Origin of the sequence: Variovorax sp. PDC80, assembly GCF_900115375.1 — a bacterium.
In the GTDB taxonomy this organism is placed as follows: domain Bacteria; phylum Pseudomonadota; class Gammaproteobacteria; order Burkholderiales; family Burkholderiaceae_C; genus Variovorax.
In genome coordinates this window covers 342799-363885 of sequence record NZ_FOWG01000002.1, presented here as the reverse complement: position 1 = coordinate 363885, position 21087 = coordinate 342799, and the positions used below count along the sequence as shown (strand labels likewise).

The window sequence follows — 21087 nt, the reverse complement described above, 5'->3', positions numbered from 1 at the left end:
GCTAGTCGTCTTTCGAACGCGAAGCGACGGCCTGCGCGATCAGCGCGTTCATGTCGGCGGCACGCTCGGTGGTGCGGTCGAACACGAAGTGCAGCGTGGGCACGGTATGGATGTGCAGGCGCTTGAACAGGCCGTTGCGCAGGAAACCCGCGGCCTGGTTGAGCGCTTCGGTGGTCTCGTCCACGTCGCCGGTGAGCAGGCTGAAGAAGATCTTCGCGTGCGCATAGTCGGGCGTGACTTCCACCGCCTGCAACGTGACCATGCCCACGCGCGGGTCCTTCAACTCGCGCGCGATCAGCTCCGTCAGATCGCGCTGGATCTGATCGGCGACCTTGAAGGCGCGGTTGGGAGTAGCGGCTTTTCTTTTGGGCATTGGCGAATGCGGAAGCGTTCCCGGATGTGGAAAGCGCAGATCGCGAAGCTTGGCGCTTCGCGACCTGCGCGTTCGACCGTCCGTTTACAGCGTCCGGGCGATCTCCTTGATTTCGAAGAACTCGAGCTGATCGCCCTCTTTGATGTCGTTGTAGTTCTTGAGCTTGATACCGCACTCGAAGCCTTCGCGCACTTCGCGGACATCGTCCTTCATGCGCTTGAGCGAGTCGACTTCGCCGGTGTAGACCACCACGTTGTCGCGCAACAGGCGGAAATGCGAGCTGCGGGTGACATAGCCCGAGGTGACGTACGAACCGGCAACAGTACCGATCTTCGAGGCCACGAACACCGTGCGGATCTCGGCCGAGCCGATGATTTCCTCGCGGCGCTCCGGTGCCAGCATGCCCGACATGGCGACCTTGATCTCGTCCACCGCGTCGTAAATGATGCTGTAGTAGTTGAGCTGGACACCATTGCCCTCGGCCAGCTTGCGCGCGCCGGCATCGGCACGCACGTTGAAGCCGATCACCACCGCCTTCGAGGCGATCGCGAGGTTGATGTCGCTTTCGCTGATGCCGCCCACGCCTGCATACACCACCTGCACCTTGACCTCGTCGGTCGCGAGCTTGAGCAGCGATTGCGCGAGCGCTTCCTGCGAGCCCTGCACGTCGGCCTTGATGATGATGCGCAGCGTCTGCACTTCGCCCGCCGACAGGTCGGTGAACATGTTCTGCAGGTTCGCGGCCTGCAGCTTCGCCAACTTGGTGTTGCGGAACTTGCCGGCACGGTAGGTGGCGATTTCGCGCGCACGGCGCTCGTCGCTCATCACCATGAACTCGTCGCCGGCCTGCGGCACTTCGGTCAGGCCCTGGATCTCGACCGGGATCGACGGACCGGCCGTCTTGGTCGGCTTGCCGTCCTCGTCGAGCATGGCGCGCACGCGGCCATAGGTCGAGCCGGCCAGCACCACGTCGCCGGTCTTGAGCGTGCCGGACTGCACCAGCACGGTCGCGACCGGGCCGCGGCCCTTGTCGAGCTGCGCTTCGATGACCAGGCCCTTGGCGGCGGCATCCACCGGCGCCTTGAGTTCCAGCACTTCGGCCTGCAGCAGCACCTGTTCGAGCAGGTCGTCGATGCCCTGGCCGGTCTTGGCCGAGACGCCGACGAACGGAACGTCGCCGCCGTACTCCTCGGGCACCACCTCTTCGGCCACCAGTTCCTGCTTCACGCGGTCCAGGTTGGCATCGGGCTTGTCGATCTTGTTGATCGCGACCACGATCGGCACACCCGCCGCCTTCGCGTGCTTGATGGCTTCCTTGGTCTGGGGCATGACGCCGTCGTCGGCCGCCACCACCAGGATCACGATGTCGGTGGCCTGCGCACCGCGGGCACGCATGGCGGTGAACGCCTCGTGACCCGGGGTGTCGAGGAACGACACCATGCCGCGTTCGGTTTCCACGTGGTAGGCACCGATGTGCTGCGTGATGCCGCCGGCTTCGCCCGCGGCCACCTTGGCGCGGCGGATGTAGTCCAGCAGCGAGGTCTTGCCGTGGTCGACGTGACCCATGACGGTCACGACCGGTGCGCGCGGCAGGGCTTCGGCGGTTTGCGCCGACACGTCCTCGTCGGTGAAGGCTTCGGGATCGTCGAGCGCGGCAACCACCGCGTTGTGACCCATTTCCTCCACCACGATCATCGCGGTGTCCTGGTCGAGCGCCTGGTTCATCGTGGCCATCTGGCCCAGCTTCATCAGCTGCTTAATCACCTCGGACGCCTTGACCGACATCTTGTGCGCGAGCTCGGACACCGTGATGGTTTCCGGCACGTGCACCTCGATGATGCGGGCCTCGACCGGTGCTGCCGGTGCGTGCTGCTGGTCGTCGTGGCCACGGTCGTTGCCGCGGCGTCCGCGCGGACCGCCGCGCCAGTTGCCACGGCCCACGCCACCGCTCGCGTCGCCGCGGGTCTTGATTTCCTTCTTCTTGGCGGTGTCGCCGGCCCAGCTCGAGGAGAGCTTGGCCGATTTCACTTCCTTGCCGGCGGCACCGCCGGCGGGCGCGGCCGCAGCACCCGGCGCGGCCGGAGCTCCGGCGCGGGCCGCGGGCGCGGTCGGCTTGTGCAGCGTGCCCTTGACGCCACCGGCGGGCTTGACCTCGGCCACCGGCTTCTCGACCTTGTGCGGCACCAGCACGCGGGCCGGTGCATTCATCATGGCGCGGATGGCCTCGGCTTCGGCCAGGGCCTTGCGGCGGCGCTCGTCGAGATCGCGCGCACGCGCGGCTTCCTCGTCGGCACGGGCCTTGGACTCGGCGGCGGCCTTGGCCTTCGCGTCTTCCTTGGCCTGCGTGGCGGCGGCCTGGGCCGCGGCCTTGGCCTCGGCGGCCTGCTTGGCGGCGACGACCTGCGCTTCCGCGGCTTCCTTCAGCGCGGCGACTTCGGCCTCGGCCTTGGCGGCGCTGTTGGCGGAGCTGCGGGCGACCGGCTTGGCCGCTTCGGCGGCCGTCTCGGCCTTCTTCTGGGCTTCCTGGCGAGCCGCCTGCGCGGCTTCCTGGCGTGCCTGCTCGGCCTGTTCGGCCTGCTCGGCGCGTTCGACCTTCTCGCGTTCGCGCGCTTCGGTTTCCTCGCGCTGGCGACGCTTCTCGGCCAGCTCTTCTTCCTGGCGGCGGATCAGCTCGGCCTGGCGGCGGGCTTCCTCCTCGCGGCGGGCGAGTTCGGCTTCATCGATGCGCGGCGCGGCCGGCTCGGCCGGCGCGGCGACGGGCGCGGCGGCAACCGGTGCCGGGGCCTCGACGGCACCCGCGGGGCCTTCGTCGCGCTGAATGAAGGTGCGCTTCTTGCGCACCTCGACCTGGATCGTGCGGGCGCGACCGGTGGCGTCGGCCTGCTTGATCTCGCTGGTCGACTTCTTGGTCAACGTGATCTTCTTGCGCTCGGGCTCGACAGTGCCGTGGCTGGCCTTCAGGAAACCGAGCAGGCGCTGCTTGTCCGACTCGGTCAGCGCGTCGCTGGCGGCCGCTTTGGGCACGCCGGCGCTGCGAAGCTGATCGAGCAAGGTTTCGGGAGTCTTCTTGAGTTCATTCGCGAACTCGGCGACAGTGGTACTGGACATATTCGTTTCGTGCCTCCATGACCATCACTCTTGGCCAGCGAACCAGTGTTCGCGGGCCTTCAAGATGAGGGTTTTGGCGTCATCGGCGCTCAGGCCGGTGATCTCGGTGAGTTCATCGACCGCGAGGTCGGCCAGGTCGTCGCGGGTGTTCACCCCCGCCTCGGCCAGCTTCGGAATCAGGTCGGGGTTCAGGCCTTCGAGGTCGCGCAGGTTCTGCGAGACGGTATCGACGCCCTCTTCCTTGGCGATTTCCATGGTCAGCAGCGCATCCTTGGCACGCGAGCGCAGTTCGTTGACCGTGTCTTCGTCGAAGGCTTCGATCTCGAGCATCTCGGAGATCGGCACGTAGGCCACTTCCTCGAGGCTGGTGAAGCCCTCGGAGATCAGGATGTCCGCGATTTCCTCGTCGACGTCGAGCTTCTCCATGAACAGGCGGCGCGCGGCGTCGGTTTCGTTCGCCTGCTTCTGGGCCGACTCGTTGGCGTCCATGATGTTGATCTTCCAGCCGGTGAGCTCGGAAGCCAGACGCACGTTCTGGCCGCCACGGCCGATCGCGATCGCGAGGTTTTCCTCGTCGACCACCACGTCCATGGCGTGCTTTTCCTCGTCCACCACGATGGACGATACGTTGGCCGGCGCCAGGGCGCCGATCACGAATTGGGCCGGATCCTCGCTCCACAGCACGATGTCCACGCGCTCGCCGGCGAGCTCGTTGGTCACGGCGTTGACGCGCGTGCCGCGCACGCCGACGCAGGTGCCGATCGGGTCGACACGCTTGTCATGCGAGAGCACGGCGATCTTGGCGCGCGAACCGGGGTCGCGAGCGCAGCTCTTGATCTCGAGCAGGCCCTGTTCGATCTCGGGCACTTCCTGGCGGAACAACTCGATCATGAACTCGGGGGCCGAGCGCGACAGGATGATCGGCGCGCCGCGCAGCGTCAGGTCGACCTCCATGATCATGGCGCGCACGCGGTCGCCGTTGCGCAGGTTTTCCTTGGCGATCATCTCGCTGCGGCGCAGGCGGCCCTCGACGCGGCCGGCCTCGACGATGATGTCGCCCTTGTCCAGGCGCTTGACGGTGCCCACGAAGATCTTGTCGCCGCGCGACATGAAGTCGTTGAGCAGCATCTCGCGCTCGGCGTCGCGGATCTTCTGCAGGATCACCTGCTTGGCGGCCATGGCGCCGATGCGGCCGATCGGCACCGAGTCCACCGATTCCTCGATGTACTCGTCGACCTCGATGTCGGGCATCTCTTCCTTGGCCTCGAACAGCAGGATTTCCTGGTCGGGCTGCTGCAGGCCGGCTTCGTCGGGCACCACGTGCCAGCGACGGAAGGTCTCGTAGTCGCCGCTGTCGCGGTCGACGGCGACGCGGATGTCCACCTCGCCCTGGTACAGCTTCTTGGTGGCCTGCGCCAGCGCGGACTCGACCGCGCCGAAGACGACGTCACGCTCGACGTTCTTCTCGCGCGAGATCGCATCCACCAACATCAACATTTCGCGATTCATGCCACCACTCCTCTAGTCAGTCCGGAACCTTTGTTCCGCCAATGTCCTGCGAGCCCTGACGGGCCCTGGGCTTGCGCCCCTTGAAATCCACGATGGGTGCCAGCCGCGCTTCGCGCAGCTCGTCCAGCACGAAGCCCAGCGCCTGCAACGGTGCCGGCGCGCGCTTCCTGCTGACTTTCTGACCCGGCTTGGGCTCCGGCTCGTCGCTCCAGACGATCTGCCAGCCCTGAGGGCCGTCGGCCCCTTCCGCCTGTGCGGCCCGCTCGAGCGTGCCGCGAAACTTCTTGCGATTGGCCGACACCTGGCCGGCCGCCGCCTCGCCGATCGGCGCCTTCAGCGTGATGTCGATCACCTCGCCCTCGAAGCGCTCGAAATCCTTCTCGTGGCGCAGCGGACGGTCGATACCCGGCGAGGACACCTCGAGCCGCTTGTAGTCGGCGCCATCCACCTCGAGCGCGAACTGGAGCTGTCGCGTGACCTTCTCGCAGTCCTCGACCGTGACGAAGGGCTCGGGCGTGCCGGCGGCGAGAGCCTCCGATGTGGGGGCCGTCCACGGCAAATCAATCGTCACGCGCAGCAATCCTCCCGCCGAGCGTTCGATCTCGACCAGGTCGTAGCCGAGACCGGCCACGGTTTGTTCCACTGTCTGCTGCAATGCCACGTGTTCGAAGGTGCCTTTTATTCAGTCAACGATGCGCAGGACCCGCCCGCCAGGTACCGCGCGATCGATAAAAAATCCGTGAGAAACCGGGTCTTGCCCAGCGATCCGAGAACGGATGGACCAAAAAAAACGGGCGGTTGGTACCCGCCCGTTTGGTCGTGAGCCTCGAATTATATGCCACTTCTGTGATAAATGAAGGGGCACTTCTGCACACGGGCCACACCCGTTCGCAGCTCAGGGCGTGGCGGCCCTTTCGCGGGCGGCGGCGACCCGCCTGGAACGTGCCCAGACGGCCGCGAAAAGCACTGCGCCCAGCGCCAGCGCGGCCGCCGCCACCAGCAGCGGAATCTGGAACGAACCGGTGCGCTGCGCCAGCGGCGCCGCGAACAGCGGGCCGATGATCTGCCCCACGCCGTACGAGGCGGTGGCATAGCCGATCAGCCCGGCCGCCGCGTTGCCGCGCAGCCGGCGCGCGTCGCGCACCGCGAACAGCGTGATGGCGGTGAACGGCATGCCCAGCAGCAGGCTGCCGAGGGCGAAGCCGACCACGCTGGGCCAGGCCACCGACAGCACCACCCCGACCGCCTGCAGCGCATAGGCGATCGCCAGCAGCAGCCGGTTGTCCCAGTGCACCGGCGCGCGCGCCCCGATCAGGGCGCCCGGGATGATGGCCGCGCCGAACAGCGGCCAGAAATAGTCGGGCCAGAACGAGCCCGGCAGCGCCTGGCGCGCGATCACCGGCAGGAAGGTGGCGGTGATGATGTAGCCGAAGCCCGCCAGCCCGTAGAGCGCCACCAGCCAGAGGGCGTCGGCGCGCGCCGCGGCCGAGTCCTGCGCGCTCGGTACCGCGACCGGCGCCGGCGCCGCGCCGCCGGCCACGGCCTGCTCGCCATCGTTGAAGACGCGCCAGATCACCGCGATCAGCACCAGCGCCAGCAGGCCCAGGCCGATCCAGCCGGTTTCCGATCCCCAGCGGCCGAGTGCCCCGCCCAGCAGCCCCGTCATGGCGATGCCGACGCCGGGGCCGGTGTAGATCACGCCACCGAGCGCCGGCGAACGCGTTTCGGCCAGCCGGCGCAGGCCCCAGCTCGAGGCGAACACGAACACCCAGGCGCTCATCACCCCGGCCGCCGCGCGCAGCACGCCCCAGGCACCGAAGCTGTGCAAGAGCCCCATGCCGATCAGCAGCACGGCGGTGGCCAGCAGGCCGCCGCGCACCATGGTCTTGGCGCGCACGCCGATGGCGGCGCAGCTCACCGCGCCGACGAAATAGCCGAGGTAGTTGAGCGAGGCCAGCAGCCCGCCGGCCTCGAGCTCGAGCTTGCCCTCGTGCAGCATGATCGGCAGCATCGGCGTGAAGGCGAAGCGCCCCAGCCCCATGGCCACCGCCAGCGTCACCATGCAGGCGAGCGCCGCCCGCCAGGCGCCGCGCCTGTCTTGTCCGATTTCCGACATCTTTTCGCGCAATGCTCGTTGTTGTGGGTCGCGTTCGCCGTCAGGCCAGTTGCGCGGCGGCCACCAGTTTCTGCGTGTAGGGGTGTTCGGGCGCGTCGAGCACCCGGTCGACCGGGCCCGATTCGAGGATCGCCCCGTCCTTCATGACGATGACCTGGTGCGCCATGGCGCGGATCACCTCCACGTCGTGCGTGATCAGCAGATAGCTCAGCCCGCGTTCGCGCTGCAGCCGCTGCAGCAGCCCCAGCACCTGCTTCTGGATCGTGACGTCGAGCGCGCTGGTGGGCTCGTCGAGCACCAGCAGGCGCGGATCGACGATCAGCGCGCGCGCGATCGCCAGCCGCTGCCGCTGCCCGCCCGAGAACTCGTGCGGATAGCGGTCGAGCAGCGCCGGGAACTGCGCCTCGGTGAGCCCGACGTCGGCCAGCGCCTGCAGCGCCCGCGCGCGCCGGTCGGACGCCTTGAGCTCGGGCGCATGCACCAGCAGGCCCTCGCCGACGATCTGCTCGACGGTCATGCGCGGCGAGAGCGAGGAGAACGGGTCCTGGAACACCACCTGCATCGCGCGCCGCAACGCGAGGTCCGAAGCCTGGCCCTGCCCCCAGCCCTGCCCCTCGACCTTCAGCGCGCCCTGGAAGCGCAGCAGCCCCAGCGCGGCCAGTGCCAGGGTCGACTTGCCCGAGCCCGACTCGCCGACCACGCCCAGGGTTTCGCCGGGCGCGATGCGGAACTCGGCGCCCTGCACCGCCACGAACTCGCCCTTGCCGAACCAGCCGGCGAAGCCGGGCCTGGGCACCGGGTAGCTCACGCGCAAGCCCGTGGCCGAGAGGATCGGCGCCGCGTCGGGCCGCGCCGGCGCGGGCGTCACGTCGCGCGTGGGATGGCTATCGATCAGCTTGCGCGTGTAGGGGTGTTGCGGCGCCTCGAACACGGTCGCCACCGGGCCGTGCTCGACGATGTGGCCCTGCTCCATCACCGCGACGCGGTCGGCGAAATGGCGCACCAGGTTCAGGTCGTGGGTGATCAGCAGCACCGCCATGCCGTACTTGCGCTGCAGCTCGGCCAGCAGTTCGAGGATCTGGGCGCGCACCGTCACGTCGAGCGCGGTGGTCGGCTCGTCGGCCAGCAACAGGCGCGGCCGGCAGGCCAATGCCATGGCGATCATGGCGCGCTGGCGCTGGCCGCCCGAGAGCTGGTGCGGCAGCGCGCGCGCGCGCCGCGCCGGTTCGGGAATGCCGGTGTCGGCCAGCAGCTGCACCGCGGCCTCCTGCGCGGCGCGTGCCGGCAGGCCCTCGTGCAGCTGCAGCACCTCGGCGATCTGGTCGCCCACGCTGTAGAGCGCGTTGAGCGCGGTCATCGGCTCCTGGAAGATCATCGCGATCTCCTTGCCGCGGATGCCGCGCAGCTCGCGCTCGGGGATCGACAGCAGGTCGCGCCCGTCCTGCGCACGCCCGGCATCGAACAGCCGCGCCGAACCCGAGAGCTCGGCGTTCTGCACCAGCCGCAGCAGCGACAGCGCGGTGACGGTCTTGCCCGAGCCCGACTCGCCCACCAGCGCGAACTTCTCGCCGGCCGCGATCCGGAAATCGACGCCATGGACCACCGGCTTGCCGGCGAAGGCCACGCGCAGGCCGCGCACGTCGAGCAGCGGCGCGCCGGCCGCGAGGGAGGATTCGCCCGGCTTCACTTGTCGGCCTTCCGTGGATCGAGGGCGTCGCGCAGCGCGTCGCCCATGAAGGTCAGCAGCATCAGGGTGAAGACCAGCACGCCGAAGGTGGACATCGAGATCCACCAGGCGTCGATGTTCGCCTTGCCCTGGTTGAGCAGCTCGCCCAGCGAGGGCGTGCCCGGCGGCACGCCGAGCCCGAGGAAGTCGAGCGAGGTCAGCGCGAGGATGGCAGCGCTCATGCGGAACGGCAGGAAGGTGACGACCGGCACCATGCTGTTGGGCAGGATGTGGCGCCGCATGATCTGCAGGTTGCTCACGCCGAGCGCGCGCGCGGCGCGCACGTAGTCCATCTGGCGGTTGCGCAGGAACTCGGCGCGCACGTAGTCGGCCAGCGCCATCCAGCCGAACAGGCTCAGCAGCACCAGCAGCAGCAGCACGCTGGGCGTGAAGATGGCACTGAAGATGATCAGCAGGTAGAGCTCGGGCATCGATCCCCAGATCTCGAGCAGCCGCTGCAGGAACAGGTCGGTCTTGCCCGCGAAGAAGCCCTGGATCGCGCCGATGGCGATGCCCAGCACCACGCCCACGACCGTGAGTGCCAGCGCGAACAGCACGCTGACGCGAAAGCCGTAGATCAGTTGCGCCAGCAGGTCGCGCCCGCGGTCGTCGGTGCCCAGCAGGTTCTCGCCCGAGGGTGCGGCCGGGTTGGGTTGCTTCGCGAAGTAGTTGAGCGTGCGCGGGCCGTAGGGATTGGGTGCGTAGAGCGCCCAGTTGGCGCCGGCCGTGATGCGGTCGCGGATGAAGGGATCGAGGTAGTCGGCCGGGGTCTCGAAGTCGCCGCCGAAGGTCTTCTCGGAATAGTCGCGCAGCACCGGGAAGTAGGTCTGGCCCTCGTAGCGCACCACCAGCGGCTTGTCGGTGGACAGCAGCTCGGCGAACAGGCTCAGCACCACCAGCACGGAGAACAGGACCAGGCTCCAGAAGCCCAGCGGATTGCGGCGGAAACGGCGCCAGGCGCGCCGACCCGGGCTGTCCGACTTGGCCGGCGGACGCGGCGCGGCGGGAGTGGGCATCGATTCAGTCAAACTTCACCCTCGGATCGACCCAGACGTAGCAGAGATCGGAAATCAGCTTGGTCACCAGCCCGATCAGCGTGAACAGGTAGAGCGTGCCCAGTACCACCGGGTAGTCGCGCCGGATCACGCTCTCGTAGCTCAAGAGGCCCAGGCCGTCGAGCGTGAACAGGGTCTCGATCAGCAGCGAGCCGGTGAAGAAGGCGCCGATGAAGGCGGCCGGAAAGCCCGTGATGATCGGGATCAGCGCGTTGCGGAACACGTGCTTCCAGAGCACCTGCCGCTCGGCGAGGCCCTTGGCGCGCGCGGTCAGCACGTACTGCTTGCGGATCTCCTCGAGGAAGGAGTTCTTGGTCAGCATCGCCGTCACGGCGAAGCTGCCGATCACCATGGCCGTGACCGGCAACGCGATGTGCCAGAGGTAGTCGACGATGCGCGCGCCCCAGCTCAGGCTCTCCCAGTTCGGCGAGGTGAGGCCGCGCAGCGGGAACCACTGCAGCTGGCCGCCGAAGATCACCAGCAGCGCCACGCCGAGCACGAAGCCCGGGATGGCATAGCCCACGAGCACGATCAGCGTGGTGAAGAAGTCGAAGCGCGAGCCCGCGCGCACCGCCTTGGCCACGCCCAGCGGCACCGCGATCAGGTAGCTGATGAAGAAGGTCCACAGGCCCAGGCTGATGGAGACCGGCATCTTCTCCTTGACCAGTTCCCACACGTCCTTGCGCTGGTAGAAGCTGGTGCCGAGGTCGAAGCGCGCGAAGGACTTGAGCATGGTCCACAGGCGTTCGTGGGCCGGCTTGTCGAAGCCGTAGAGCTTCTTGATCTCCTCGATGCGCTGCGGATCGAGGCCCTGGCGGCCGCGGTAGCCGGCACCGCTGCTCGCGGCCCGCTCGCCGCCCGAATCGCGGCCCTGCAACTGCGCCACCATCTGCTCGACCGGACCGCCCGGCACGAACTGGATCACGCCGAAGGTGATGATCAGCACGCCCAGGAGCGTGGGAATCATCAGCAGCAGTCGCTTGAGGATGTAGCTGGCCATGCGGGTGTCGTGCTCCGGATCTCTTCTCGTGCGGCGGGCGCTACTTGTTGGCCGGCGAGGCCCACCATGTCGCGAGGGCCCAATCGCCGACATCGTAGTACGGCGGTATCGTCGGCGGCAGCACCACGCCGGCCGGCCGGTAGCCGACCAGGAAGGCGCTGCCGTAGTACATCGGGATCGAGTAGTAGCCGGCCGACAGCACGCGGTCGAGCACGCGCAAGGCGGTGGTGAGCTCGGGGCGCGTGGTGGCCGTCACCACCTTGCCGACGATGGCGTCGACCGCCGGATCGGCGATGCCCCAGTAGTTGGAGGAGCCCGGCGTCTCGGCCGACTTCGAGCCGAACAACTCGAACAGCTCGCCGCCCGGCGCGGTGTTGCCCGGCAGCCGCATCGAGGTCATGTCGAAGTCGTAGTTCTGCATGCGCTGCTGCGAGAGCGAGAAGTCGACGGTGCGAAAGCTCATCTCGATGCCCAGCTTCTTGAGCGCGGTCTGCAGCGGCGTCGCCACGCGGATCAGCGAGGGCTGGTCGTTGAGGAATTCGATGGTGAAGGCCTCGTTCTTCGCGTTGCGCAGCGCGCCGTCGCGGTAGGTCCAGCCGGCCTCGGCCAAAAGCGCCCTCGCCTTGCGCAGGTTCTCGCGCAGGCTGCCGGGCGGATCGGTGCTCGCCGGCACCGGCGCGGGACCGAACACCTCGGGCTTGAGCTTGGCGCGCAGCGGCTCCATCAGCGCCAGCTCGTCCGGCCCGGGCAGGCCGTCGGCATGGAAGTCGCTGTTCGGGAAGTAGCCCTGCACGCGGGTGTAGATGCCGTAGAAGAGCTGGCGGTTGAGCCACTCGAAGTCCATCGCGAGAGCGATGGCCTGTCGCACGCGCACGTCCTTGAACTTGTCGCGGCGCGTGTTGAAGATGTAGCCCTGGAAGTCGCCGGGGTTGTGGTTCTCGAAGGCGCGCTTGGCGATCTCGCCGTTGTCGAACTGCTTGCCCTTGTACTGGCGCGCCCAGTTGCGCGAGACGAACTCGCGCATGAAGTCGAACTCGCCGGCCTTCAGGCCCTCGAAGCGCGCGGTCTCGTCGAGGTAGACCTTGTAGGCGACGCGATCGAAGTTGAACATCCCCTTGCGCACCGGCAAATCGACGCCCCAGTAGTCGGCGCGGCGCACGTAGGTGATGTCGCGGCCCAGGCGGTCGCTCGCGGGCCTGTAGGGGCCGGAGGCGATCGGCACCTCGGTCACGATCTGGTCGAAGGGCTTGCCGCCGCCCCATTTGCGGCTGAACACCGCCATGCCGCCGACCACCAGCGGCAGCTCGCGGTTCGGGCTCGCGAAGTCGAAGCGCACCGTGCGCTCGTCGACCGCACTCGCCTTCTTGACCTCGGCATAGATGGTCTTGTACTGCGGGGCCGCGAGCGGGCCGATCAGGGTCTGGAACGAATAGACCACGTCGGCCGCCAGCACCGGCGAGCCGTCGTTGAAGCGGGCCTTGGGGTTGAGCCTGAAGGTGGCCGAGAGGCCGTCGGGCGCCACGTCGATGTCTTCGGCCAGCAGGCCGTAGGCGGTGGTCGGCTCCTCCGAGTTGCCGGTCATCAGGCTCTCGAACATCAGCTGGCCGAGGCCCGAGGGCCCGGTGCCCTTGAGCGTGAACGGGTTGAACTTGTCGAAATTGGTGGGCCGGGTCGGCGGCACCAGCCTGAATTCACCGCCCTTGGGGGCGTTCGGATTCACGTACTCGAAGTGCGTGAAGCCCGGCGCGTACTTGACGTCGCCGAATTGCGCGTACGCATGGGCGGCCCACGAAGGGGCCGCCGAGAGCGCCAAACCGAACCAGAGCAGCCAACCTCGCATGCGAGAATTCTGCCCCGAGATTTTCACGAGGCAACTCCATGGGCTTTCTTTCCGGCAAAAAACTCCTGATCACCGGCGTGCTGAGCAACCGCTCCATCGCCTACGGCATCGCCAAGGCCTGCCATGAACAGGGTGCCGAGCTCGCCTTCAGCTATGTCGGCGAGCGCTTCAAGGACCGCATCACCGAGTTCGCGGCCGACTTCGGCTCGACGCTGATCTTCGACTGCGACGTCGGCGACGATGCCCAGATCGAGAAGCTGTTCGCCGACCTGTCGCAGGTCTGGCCGACCTTCGACGGCTTCGTGCACAGCATCGGCTTCGCGCCGCGCGAGGCGATCGCGGGCGACTTCCTCGAGGGCCTCTCGCGCGAGGGCTTCCGCATCGCGCACGACATCAGCGCCTACAGCTTCCCGGCCATGGCCAAGGCCGCGCAGCCCTACCTCAATGACAAGTCGGCCCTGCTCACGCTGACCTACCTGGGCGCCGAACGCGCGCTGCCCAACTACAACACCATGGGCCTGGCCAAGGCCTCGCTCGAGGCCTCGGTGCGCTACACGGCGGCCTCGCTGGGTCCGAAGGGCGTGCGCGTCAACGGCATCAGCGCCGGTCCGATCAAGACGCTCGCGGCCAGCGGCATCAAGGGCTTCGGCAAGATGCTCGGCGCCGTCGCCGAGGCCTCGCCGATCCGCCGCAACGTGACGATCGAGGAAGTCGGCAACGTGGCGGCCTTCCTGCTGAGCGACCTCGCCAGCGGCGTGACGGCCGAGATCACCTACGTCGACGGCGGCTTCAGCAACGTCGTCGGCGGCATGGCCGAGTAAGCGGCACGCCCGCTCCCGGGCGCGCTCTCGCGCCCGTCGGACGGCGATGCACGCCGGTCGCGCAGCGCTTGTCTCGCGAAGGAACTTCGGCCACAAATGGGCATCCATCGGTCGTTTCCAGCTACTCATTTCATAGCACCCGTGCTCCATCGACGTTCCCTGCTGCTCGCCACCCTGGGCTTTGCGCTGACCTTGCCGGCGCACGCCGGCGCGCCCGCGCTGATGCTGGCCGAGGTCTACAAGCCGGGCATGTCGCTGGCCGACTACTGGGTCAGCGAGAAGTACGACGGCGTGCGCGCGTACTGGGACGGCCGGCAGCTCTTCACGCGCGGCGGCGAGCGCATCCTGGCGCCGGCCTGGTTCACCGCCGCGCTGCCCAGGCAGCCGCTCGACGGCGAGCTCTGGGCCGGCCGCGGACGCTTCGCGCATGCGGTGTCGACCGTGCGCAGCCAGACGCCCAACGACGTCGCCTGGCACGAGATGAAGTTCATGGTGTTCGACCTGCCGGCCCAGGGCGGCGACTTCACGGCCCGCCTCGGCGTGCTGCGCAAGTTGCTGCCGATCACCGACGCGCCCTGGGTGGTGGCGGTGCCGCAGGAGCGCGCGACCACGGCCGAGGCGCTGCAGGCACTGCTCGACAAGACCGTGAAGATGGGCGGCGAAGGCCTGATGCTGCACCGCGGCGCCTCGCTCTACCGTGCCGAGCGCAACAACGACCTGCTCAAGGTCAAGACGCATGACGACGCGGAAGCCCGCGTGGTCGGCCACGTGCCCGGCAAGGGCAAACACGCTCACCGGCTCGGCGCGCTGCTGGTCGAGATGCCCGGCGGCCAGCGCTTCAAGCTGGGCACCGGCCTGAGCGATGCCGAGCGCGAGCAGCCGCCCGCGATCGGCACCTGGGTCACCTACCGCTACAACGGGCTCACGGCCGGCGGGCTGCCGCGCTTCGCACGCTTCATGCGCGTGCGCGAGGACGGCTGAGCCGCCCCTCGCACCCTGCCCGCCCTGCCCGCTTTGGGCCCCGGCGCTCAGGCGCTCTTCCGCACGCAGTCCGCGTAGTAGCGCTTCTTGCCCGTCTCGTCGATGCGCGCCACCAGGCCGTGGATGTCGGTCTCGAAGCCCGGGCACTGCGTGTTGAACTCGCGCGAGAACTTCAGGTAGTCGACGATCTTCTTGTTGAAGACCTCGCCCGGAATCAAGAGCGGAATGCCCGGCGGGTACGGCGTGATCAGGCTGGTGGTGATGCGGCCCTCGAGCTCGTCGATCTCCACGCGCTCGGTCTTGCGGTGCGCGATGTGGGCGAAGGCGTCGCTGGGCTTCATCGCCGGCGTGAGGTCGCTCAGGTACATCTCGGTCGTCAGGCGGGCCACGTCGTAGCGCGCGTAGAGCTGGTGGATGTGCTGGCACAGGTCGCGCAGGCCGAGGCGCTCGTAGCCCGTGTGCTGCTGGCAGAACTCCGGCATGATCCGCCACATCGGCTGGTTGCGCGCGTAGTCGTCCTTGAACTGCTGCAGCGCCGTCAGCAGCGTGTTCCAGCGGCCCTTGGTGATGCCGATGGTGAACATGATGAAGAAGCTGTAGAGGCCGGTCTTCTCGACGATCACGCCGTGCTCGGCCAGGAACTTGGTCACCACGCTGGCGGGAATGCCGGTCTCGGCGAAGTTGCCCTCGAGGTCCAGGCCCGGCGTCACGATGGTCGACTTGATCGGGTCGAGCATGTTGAAGCCGTCGACCAGCTCGCCGAAGCCGTGCCAGTTGCGCGGCGACTTCTTCGAGCGGCTCTTGCCGTTCTTCTCGCCGTGCATGATCCAGTCGTCCGGGACGCCGATGCCCTCGTCCACGAGTTTCTCGGGGCCCCAGACCTTGAACCACCACTCATCCTTGCCGAACTCCTCCTCGACCTTGCGCATGGCGCGGCGGAAGTCGAGCGCCTCGAGGATGCTCTCCTCCACCAGCGCGGTGCCGCCGGGCGGCTCCATCATCGCGGCGGCCACGTCGCAGCTCGCGATGATCGCGTACTGCGGGCTGGTCGACGAGTGCATCAGGTAGGCCTCGTTGAACAGGTCGCGGTCGAGCTGGCGATTCTGCGAGTCCTGCACCAGCACGTGGCTGGCCTGGCTGATGCCGGCCAGCAGCTTGTGCGTGGACTGGGTCGCGAACACCAGCGATTCCTTCGGCCGCACGCGGCGCTTGCCCATCGCGTGGTAGGAGCCGTAGAACGGGTGGAAGGCCGCGTGCGGCAGCCAGGCCTCGTCGAAGTGCAGCGTGTCGACATAGCCGTCGAGCGTGTTCTTGATGGTCTCGGTGTTGTAGATCACGCCGTCGTAGGTCGACTGCGTGAGCGTCATCACGCGCGGCTTGACCTTGTTGGCATCGACGTCGGCCAGCAGCGGGTTGGCCTTGATCTTGGCCTTGATGGCCTCGGGCTCGAACTCGCTCTTGGGGATCGGGCCGATGATGCCGAAGTGGTTGCGCGTGGGCTTCATGAACACGGGAATCGCGCCCGTCATGATGATCGCGTGCAGGATCGACTTGTGGCAATTGCGGTCCACCACCACCACGTCGTCGGGCGCCACCGTGTGGTGCCACACCATCTTGTTGCTGGTGCTGGTGCCGTTGGTCACGAAGAAGCAGTGGTCGGCATTGAAGATGCGCGCCGCGTTGCGCTCGCTGGCCGCCACCGGGCCGGTGTGGTCGAGCAACTGGCCCAGTTCCTCCACCGCGTTGCAGACGTCGGCGCGCAGCATGTTCTCGCCGAAGAACTGGTGGAACATCTGGCCCACCGGGCTCTTGAGGAAGGCGACGCCGCCCGAGTGGCCCGGGCAGTGCCACGAGTACGAACCGTCTTCCGCGTAGTCGATCAGCGCCTTGAAGAACGGCGGCTGCACGCCCTCGAGGTAGCTCTTGGCCTCGCGGATGATGTGGCGTGCCACGAATTCGGGGGTGTCCTCGAACATGTGGATGAAGCCGTGCAGCTCGCGCAGGATGTCGTTCGGGATGTGGCGCGAGGTCTTGGTCTCGCCGTAGATGTAGATCGGCACGTCGGCGTTCTTGCGCCGCACTTCGCCGATGAAATTGCGCAGGTTCAGCACCGCCGGATCCAGGTCGGGGCCGACCGTGAATTCCTCGTCGTCGATCGACAGGATGAAGGCGCTGGCACGGCTTTGCTGCTGAGCGAACTGGCTCAGGTCGCCGTAGCTCGTGACGCCCAGCACCTCGAAGCCCTCCGTCTCGATGGCCTGCGCGAGCGCGCGGATACCGAGGCCCGAGGTGTTCTCGGAGCGGAAGTCCTCGTCGATGATGACGATGGGAAAGCGGAATTTCATGGGGCGGAGCTCCGGGACAGGCAATGAGGCGCGAAGTGTACGGAATTCAGATGAAGAATTCGCCGACACGCCGAATGTCCGCCGAATGACGGTGCGACACGCTTTTCGCCGCCGCGCCGGGAGCCCCCACAAAGTGCAGGCGAGTCCGGGCCACCCGGAGCGCATGCCTCAGAATGGCGTCGCCTGAAACAACTACAGAGGAGATGTCATGGCGAATTCCACGATCTGGTGGTTGATCGCTGGCACGGCAATCGTGGTCGAGCTCCTGTCCGGCACGGTCTACCTGCTGCTGCTGGCCGGCGGTTTCGCCGCCGCGGCGATCTCCGCCCACCTGGGCTTCGGCACCGTCACGCAACTGCTCGTGGCCGCCGTCGTCGGCGTGGTGGCGGTGCTGACCTGGTACTCGATCCAGCGCAAGCGCCCGCCGCCCCCACCCACCGAAGCCAACCGCGACCTCAATCTCGACATCGGCGAGAGCGTGCAGGTCGAGGCATGGAACCCCGACGGAACCGCCACCGTGCGCTACCGCGGCGCCCAGTGGACCGTCGTGCAGCGCGCGGGCCATGCGCCCTCCACCGGCGAACACCGCGTGGTCGAGGTCGTCGGCAGCCGGCTGGTGGTCGACAAGGTCTAGCTAGAACCCGAGAACGAAAGAGGAAAGGTACAGAGCCATGGAATATTCGGTCCCCATCATCATCCTGGTCATCGCGATCATCTTCATCAGCCAGTCGGTGAAGTTCGTGCCGCAGCAGAACGCCTGGGTGCGCGAGCGCCTGGGCAAGTACCACGGCACCATGACGCCCGGCCCCAACTTCCTGATCCCGTTCATCGACCGGGTGGCCTACAAGCACAGCCTGAAGGAAATCCCGCTCGACGTGCCGAGCCAGATCTGCATCACGCGCGACAACACGCAGTTGCAGGTCGACGGCATCCTCTACTTCCAGGTCACCGACCCGATGCGCGCGAGCTACGGCTCGTCGAACTACATCGTGGCCGTGACCCAGCTCGCCCAGACCTCGCTGCGCAGCGTGATCGGCAAGCTGGAGCTCGACAAGACCTTCGAGGAGCGCGACGTCATCAATGCCCAGGTGGTCGCAGCCATCGACGAGGCGGCGCTCAACTGGGGCGTGAAGGTGCTGCGCTACGAGATCAAGGACCTGACGCCGCCGAAGGAAATCCTGCAGGCGATGCAGCGCCAGATCACGGCCGAACGCGAGAAGCGCGCGCTGATCGCGGCCTCCGAGGGCCGGCGCCAGGAGCAGATCAACATCGCCACCGGCGAACGCGAGGCCTTCATCGCGCGCTCAGAAGGCGAGAAGCAGGCCCAGATCAACAACGCCCAGGGCGAGGCGGCCGCGATCACCGCGGTGGCCACGGCGACGGCCGACGCCATCGAGCGCGTGGCGGCCGCGATCCAGCAGCCGGGCGGCGAACAGGCGGTGCAGCTCAAGGTGGCCGAACGCGCGGTCGATGCCTACGGCAAGGTCGCGGCCGATTCCAAGACCACGCTGATCGTGCCGAGCAACATGACCGAGACCGCCGCGCTGATCGCCTCGGCCATGCGCATGGTGCAGGCCGGCAAATCCTCGGGCCCCACGGCCTGAGGCTTCCGGAAACGGCCCCGGCGACTGCTACAATCGTGGGCTTCGGAGCGGTGGATGAGCGGTTTAAGTCGCACGCCTGGAAAGCGTGTGAGGGTTAATAGCCCTCCGCGGGTTCGAATCCCGCCTGCTCCGCCAGAGAGTCTTTGTTCGCAACCGTTCGCGAACATGCAGAAAGCCCGAGTTGCCATTGGCACTTGGGCTTTTTTGTGGGCGCCTGTTGCTTGCGCGCCCCTTGTCTTCACCGATGCGCCGGGCCGAGCCCACCGCCCGCGCAGACCTCACACCGCCCTCCCCGATCCGTCTGGCGGTACGATCCCCAGGTTTTCAGTTCCCCAGGAGGCGCCGCATGGCAGGACATCCCAGCACCAAGCCGCACGGCAGCACGTCGCTCGACCGCACGCTCGAAAAAACCGAGCGGGTCGCCGCCGACGTGCAGAAGGCCTCCGACAACCTCGCGGTGGTCAACACGGTGCTCGAGCAGGAGCTGCCCGAGGAGGTGCAGGTGGGCGAGGTGGCGCTGGCCATCGCGCACACGAGCCAGCTCGAGGAAAAGCTCGCGCAGTCGGCCGAGCAACTCGCCGAGGTCAACGCGGCGCTCAGCGAGGAGATCGAGAAGCGCATCGAGGCCACGGCCCAGCGCGACGAGAGCGCGGCCCGTGTGAAGAAGCTCGAGGCCCGGCAGGCCACTGCGGCCGAGCCCGGCACGGGCAAGCGCGCGAACGACTGACGCGACACGCGCGCCGGCGGCGGAGTGCCGCGGACATCGTATGAAATAGGGACACGCCGCGTTTCTCCGTCTCCTTTCTCCTACGCAGCAAGCGCGCGCGGCACGCTACGCTATTGGTTCTCACACCCTATCCGTGGCATGGCCCTCATCACGTTCCTCGTCGAGGACAACAAGACCATCAGGGACAACCTGGTTCCGGCACTCGAGGACCTGGTGAATGCCCAAGTCGTTGGCTTTGCCGAAACCGAATCCGAAGCGCTGGCGTGGCTGCGCGCCCATCCGGCCGAGTGGCAGTTGCTGATCGTCGACCTGTTCCTCAAGGAAGGCTCGGGCCTGGGCGTGCTCGCGGGCTGCAAGGAACGCCTTCCTGGCCAGCGCGCGGTGGTGCTGAGCAACTACGTGACGGCCGACATCCGCGCGCGCTGCGAGACGCTCGGCGCGGACGCGGTGTTCGACAAGTCGCGCGACCTCGACGCCTTCATCGAGTACTGCAACACCGACCGCCCCTCGGGACTCGCGCCGCTCTGAGCAGCAGGCGCCCTCCTCCTCCTTCTCCCCCGCCGTTTCGAGCGCCCATGAAAAAAGGGCCCGAAGGCCCTTCTCGTTGGAACGCGGATCGAAGCCGATCAGCGCACCACGGCGATCTGCGTGCGCTGGCCACCCTTGTAGGTGTAGAGCGTCAGGGCGCCGCCCTTGATGTCGCCCTTTTCGTCGAAGGCGATCGGGCCGGTCACGCCCTTGTACTGGATCTTGCCCACTTCGGGCAGGTACTTCTCGGGATCGGCCGAACCGGCCTTGACCATCGCTTCGGCCAGCACGTTGACCGCGTCGTAGACGTACGGTGCGTAGATCTGGACATCGACGCCGTTCTTGGTCTTGAACTTGGCCTTGAAGTCTTCCAGCGGCTGCTTGAAGTCGCCGTCCACGCCGCCGGCTTCGGCGCACACCACCATGTCTTCGCCGATGGCATCGCCAGCGAGCTTCGGCAGTTCGCCGGTGCACAGGCCGTCGCCGCCCATGAACTTGACGTTCAGGCCGAGCTGCTTGACCTGCTTGAGCATCGGGCCGCCGACGGCGTCCATGCCGCCGAAGAACAGCACGTCGGGCTTGGCGGCCTTGAGCTTGGTCAGGATGGCGTTGAAGTCGGTCGACTTGTCGGTGGTGAATTCGTGGCCCACGATGGTGGCGCCGGCGGCCTTGGCCGACTTCTCGAATTCTTCGGCGACGCCCTGGCCGTAGGCGGTGCGGTCGTCGATCACGGCGATGTTCTTGCCCTTGAGCGTTTCGACCGCGTACTTGCCCAGCGTGCCGCCGAGTTGCGTGTCGTCAGCCACCACGCGGAAGGTGGTCTTGAAGCCCTGGCGGGTGTACTTGGGGTTCGTTGCCGAAGGCGAGATCTGGGGGATGCCGGCGTCGCTGTAGAGCTTCGAGGCGGGGATGGTGGTGCCCGAGTTCAGGTGACCGACCACGCCGTTGACCTTGCTGTCGACCAGCTTCTGGGCCACGGCCGTGCCTTGCTTCGGATCGCCTGCGTCGTCTTCGGCGACCAGCTCGAACTTGGCGACCTTGTCGCCGATCTTGAGGCCCTTGGCATTCAGTTCCTCGATCGCCATCTTGGCGCCGAACTCGTTGTCCTTGCCGAGGTGGGCAATCGGACCGCTGGTCGGAGCCACGTGGCCGATCTTCACGACCAGTGCATCGGCGGGAGGTGCAGCGGGTGCCGGGGCGGCCGCGGTGGGCGCCGGGGCAGCAGCGGGTGCCGCAGCTTCTTCTTTCTTGCCGCAAGCCACCAGCGTGAGTGCAGCCAGAGCGACCGCAGTCCATTTCAATTGCATGAGAACCTCCAGAACATGGATGATGAGATTGAGAAACCGGTCGTGTG

At 67.4% G+C, this 21087-nt stretch carries 17 protein-coding genes and 1 tRNA gene; 7 read left to right on the top strand and 11 right to left on the bottom strand.

Annotated elements, in window-relative coordinates:
- Position 1: 1 nt before the first annotated feature.
- The 9 genes from rbfA to BM109_RS07330 all read right to left on the bottom strand — a co-directional run bounded on the left by rbfA (position 2) and on the right by BM109_RS07330 (position 12727).
- Entirely contained in the window at positions 2 to 373 is a 372-nt protein-coding gene (gene rbfA / locus BM109_RS07370; RefSeq protein WP_093341767.1) for a 30S ribosome-binding factor RbfA, read from the bottom strand.
- An 84-nt stretch (positions 374 to 457) separates the two neighbouring features.
- Positions 458 to 3481 carry a translation initiation factor IF-2 gene (gene infB / locus BM109_RS07365; RefSeq protein WP_093341765.1) on the bottom strand — a complete coding sequence of 1008 codons (3024 nt, stop codon included), beginning with the start codon at positions 3479 to 3481 and terminating at the stop codon, positions 458 to 460.
- 24 nt (positions 3482 to 3505) lie between these two features.
- Positions 3506 to 4990: a transcription termination factor NusA gene (nusA, locus tag BM109_RS07360; RefSeq protein WP_093341763.1), complete on the bottom strand. Its 1485-nt coding sequence runs from the start codon at positions 4988 to 4990 to the stop codon at positions 3506 to 3508.
- 16 nt (positions 4991 to 5006) lie between these two features.
- Complete coding sequence (gene rimP, locus BM109_RS07355; protein ID WP_093341761.1) at positions 5007 to 5651, bottom strand: ribosome maturation factor RimP; 645 nt, start codon at positions 5649 to 5651, stop codon at positions 5007 to 5009.
- Between the two features lie 234 nt (positions 5652 to 5885).
- A complete protein-coding gene (locus tag BM109_RS07350; protein WP_093341759.1) occupies positions 5886 to 7106 on the bottom strand; it encodes a YbfB/YjiJ family MFS transporter in 1221 nt (406 codons plus the stop codon).
- A 40-nt stretch (positions 7107 to 7146) separates the two neighbouring features.
- Positions 7147 to 8793, bottom strand: a complete 1647-nt coding sequence (locus tag BM109_RS07345) for an ABC transporter ATP-binding protein (protein ID WP_093341758.1) — start codon at positions 8791 to 8793, stop codon at positions 7147 to 7149.
- Positions 8790 to 9848 carry an ABC transporter permease gene (locus tag BM109_RS07340; RefSeq protein WP_093341756.1) on the bottom strand — a complete coding sequence of 353 codons (1059 nt, stop codon included), beginning with the start codon at positions 9846 to 9848 and terminating at the stop codon, positions 8790 to 8792. The genes BM109_RS07345 and BM109_RS07340 overlap by 4 nt, the downstream gene beginning before the upstream one ends.
- Positions 9849 to 9852: 4 nt before the next feature.
- Positions 9853 to 10887, bottom strand: coding sequence for a microcin C ABC transporter permease YejB (locus BM109_RS07335; RefSeq protein WP_093341754.1), 1035 nt, complete (start codon positions 10885 to 10887; stop codon positions 9853 to 9855).
- Between the two features lie 40 nt (positions 10888 to 10927).
- Positions 10928 to 12727 carry an extracellular solute-binding protein gene (locus BM109_RS07330; RefSeq protein WP_093341752.1) on the bottom strand — a complete coding sequence of 600 codons (1800 nt, stop codon included), beginning with the start codon at positions 12725 to 12727 and terminating at the stop codon, positions 10928 to 10930.
- Positions 12728 to 12765: 38 nt separating this feature from the next.
- On the opposite strand from BM109_RS07330, the gene fabI reads away from it, so the two are divergent.
- Both fabI and BM109_RS07320 read left to right on the top strand, forming a co-directional pair.
- Complete coding sequence (gene fabI, locus BM109_RS07325) at positions 12766 to 13548, top strand: enoyl-ACP reductase FabI (RefSeq protein WP_093341750.1); 783 nt, start codon at positions 12766 to 12768, stop codon at positions 13546 to 13548.
- Between the two features lie 141 nt (positions 13549 to 13689).
- The gene (locus BM109_RS07320) at positions 13690 to 14529 is read left to right on the top strand and encodes a DNA ligase (protein ID WP_093341748.1); all 840 of its coding nucleotides are present in this window, start codon (positions 13690 to 13692) and stop codon (positions 14527 to 14529) included.
- A gap of 47 nt (positions 14530 to 14576) precedes the next feature.
- On the opposite strand, the gene BM109_RS07315 is transcribed toward BM109_RS07320, so the two are convergent.
- Positions 14577 to 16874, bottom strand: a complete 2298-nt coding sequence (locus tag BM109_RS07315; RefSeq protein ID WP_093341746.1) for an arginine/lysine/ornithine decarboxylase — start codon at positions 16872 to 16874, stop codon at positions 14577 to 14579.
- A 208-nt stretch (positions 16875 to 17082) separates the two neighbouring features.
- On the opposite strand from BM109_RS07315, the gene BM109_RS07310 reads away from it, so the two are divergent.
- From BM109_RS07310 to BM109_RS07290, 5 genes are all read left to right on the top strand, one after another.
- Positions 17083 to 17508 (top strand): NfeD family protein, encoded by a 426-nt coding sequence (locus tag BM109_RS07310; RefSeq protein WP_093341745.1) that lies wholly within the window; start codon positions 17083 to 17085, stop codon positions 17506 to 17508.
- 37 nt (positions 17509 to 17545) lie between these two features.
- The gene (locus tag BM109_RS07305) at positions 17546 to 18478 is read left to right on the top strand and encodes an SPFH domain-containing protein (protein ID WP_093341743.1); all 933 of its coding nucleotides are present in this window, start codon (positions 17546 to 17548) and stop codon (positions 18476 to 18478) included.
- A gap of 44 nt (positions 18479 to 18522) precedes the next feature.
- Positions 18523 to 18613, top strand: a tRNA-Ser gene (locus tag BM109_RS07300).
- 211 nt (positions 18614 to 18824) lie between these two features.
- Positions 18825 to 19205 (top strand): hypothetical protein, encoded by a 381-nt coding sequence (locus BM109_RS07295; protein ID WP_093341741.1) that lies wholly within the window; start codon positions 18825 to 18827, stop codon positions 19203 to 19205.
- A gap of 138 nt (positions 19206 to 19343) precedes the next feature.
- Positions 19344 to 19733, top strand: a complete 390-nt coding sequence (locus tag BM109_RS07290) for a response regulator (protein ID WP_093341739.1) — start codon at positions 19344 to 19346, stop codon at positions 19731 to 19733.
- 98 nt (positions 19734 to 19831) lie between these two features.
- On the opposite strand, the gene BM109_RS07285 is transcribed toward BM109_RS07290, so the two are convergent.
- Entirely contained in the window at positions 19832 to 21040 is a 1209-nt protein-coding gene (locus BM109_RS07285) for a branched-chain amino acid ABC transporter substrate-binding protein (protein ID WP_093341737.1), read from the bottom strand.
- Positions 21041 to 21087 lie beyond the last annotated feature (47 nt).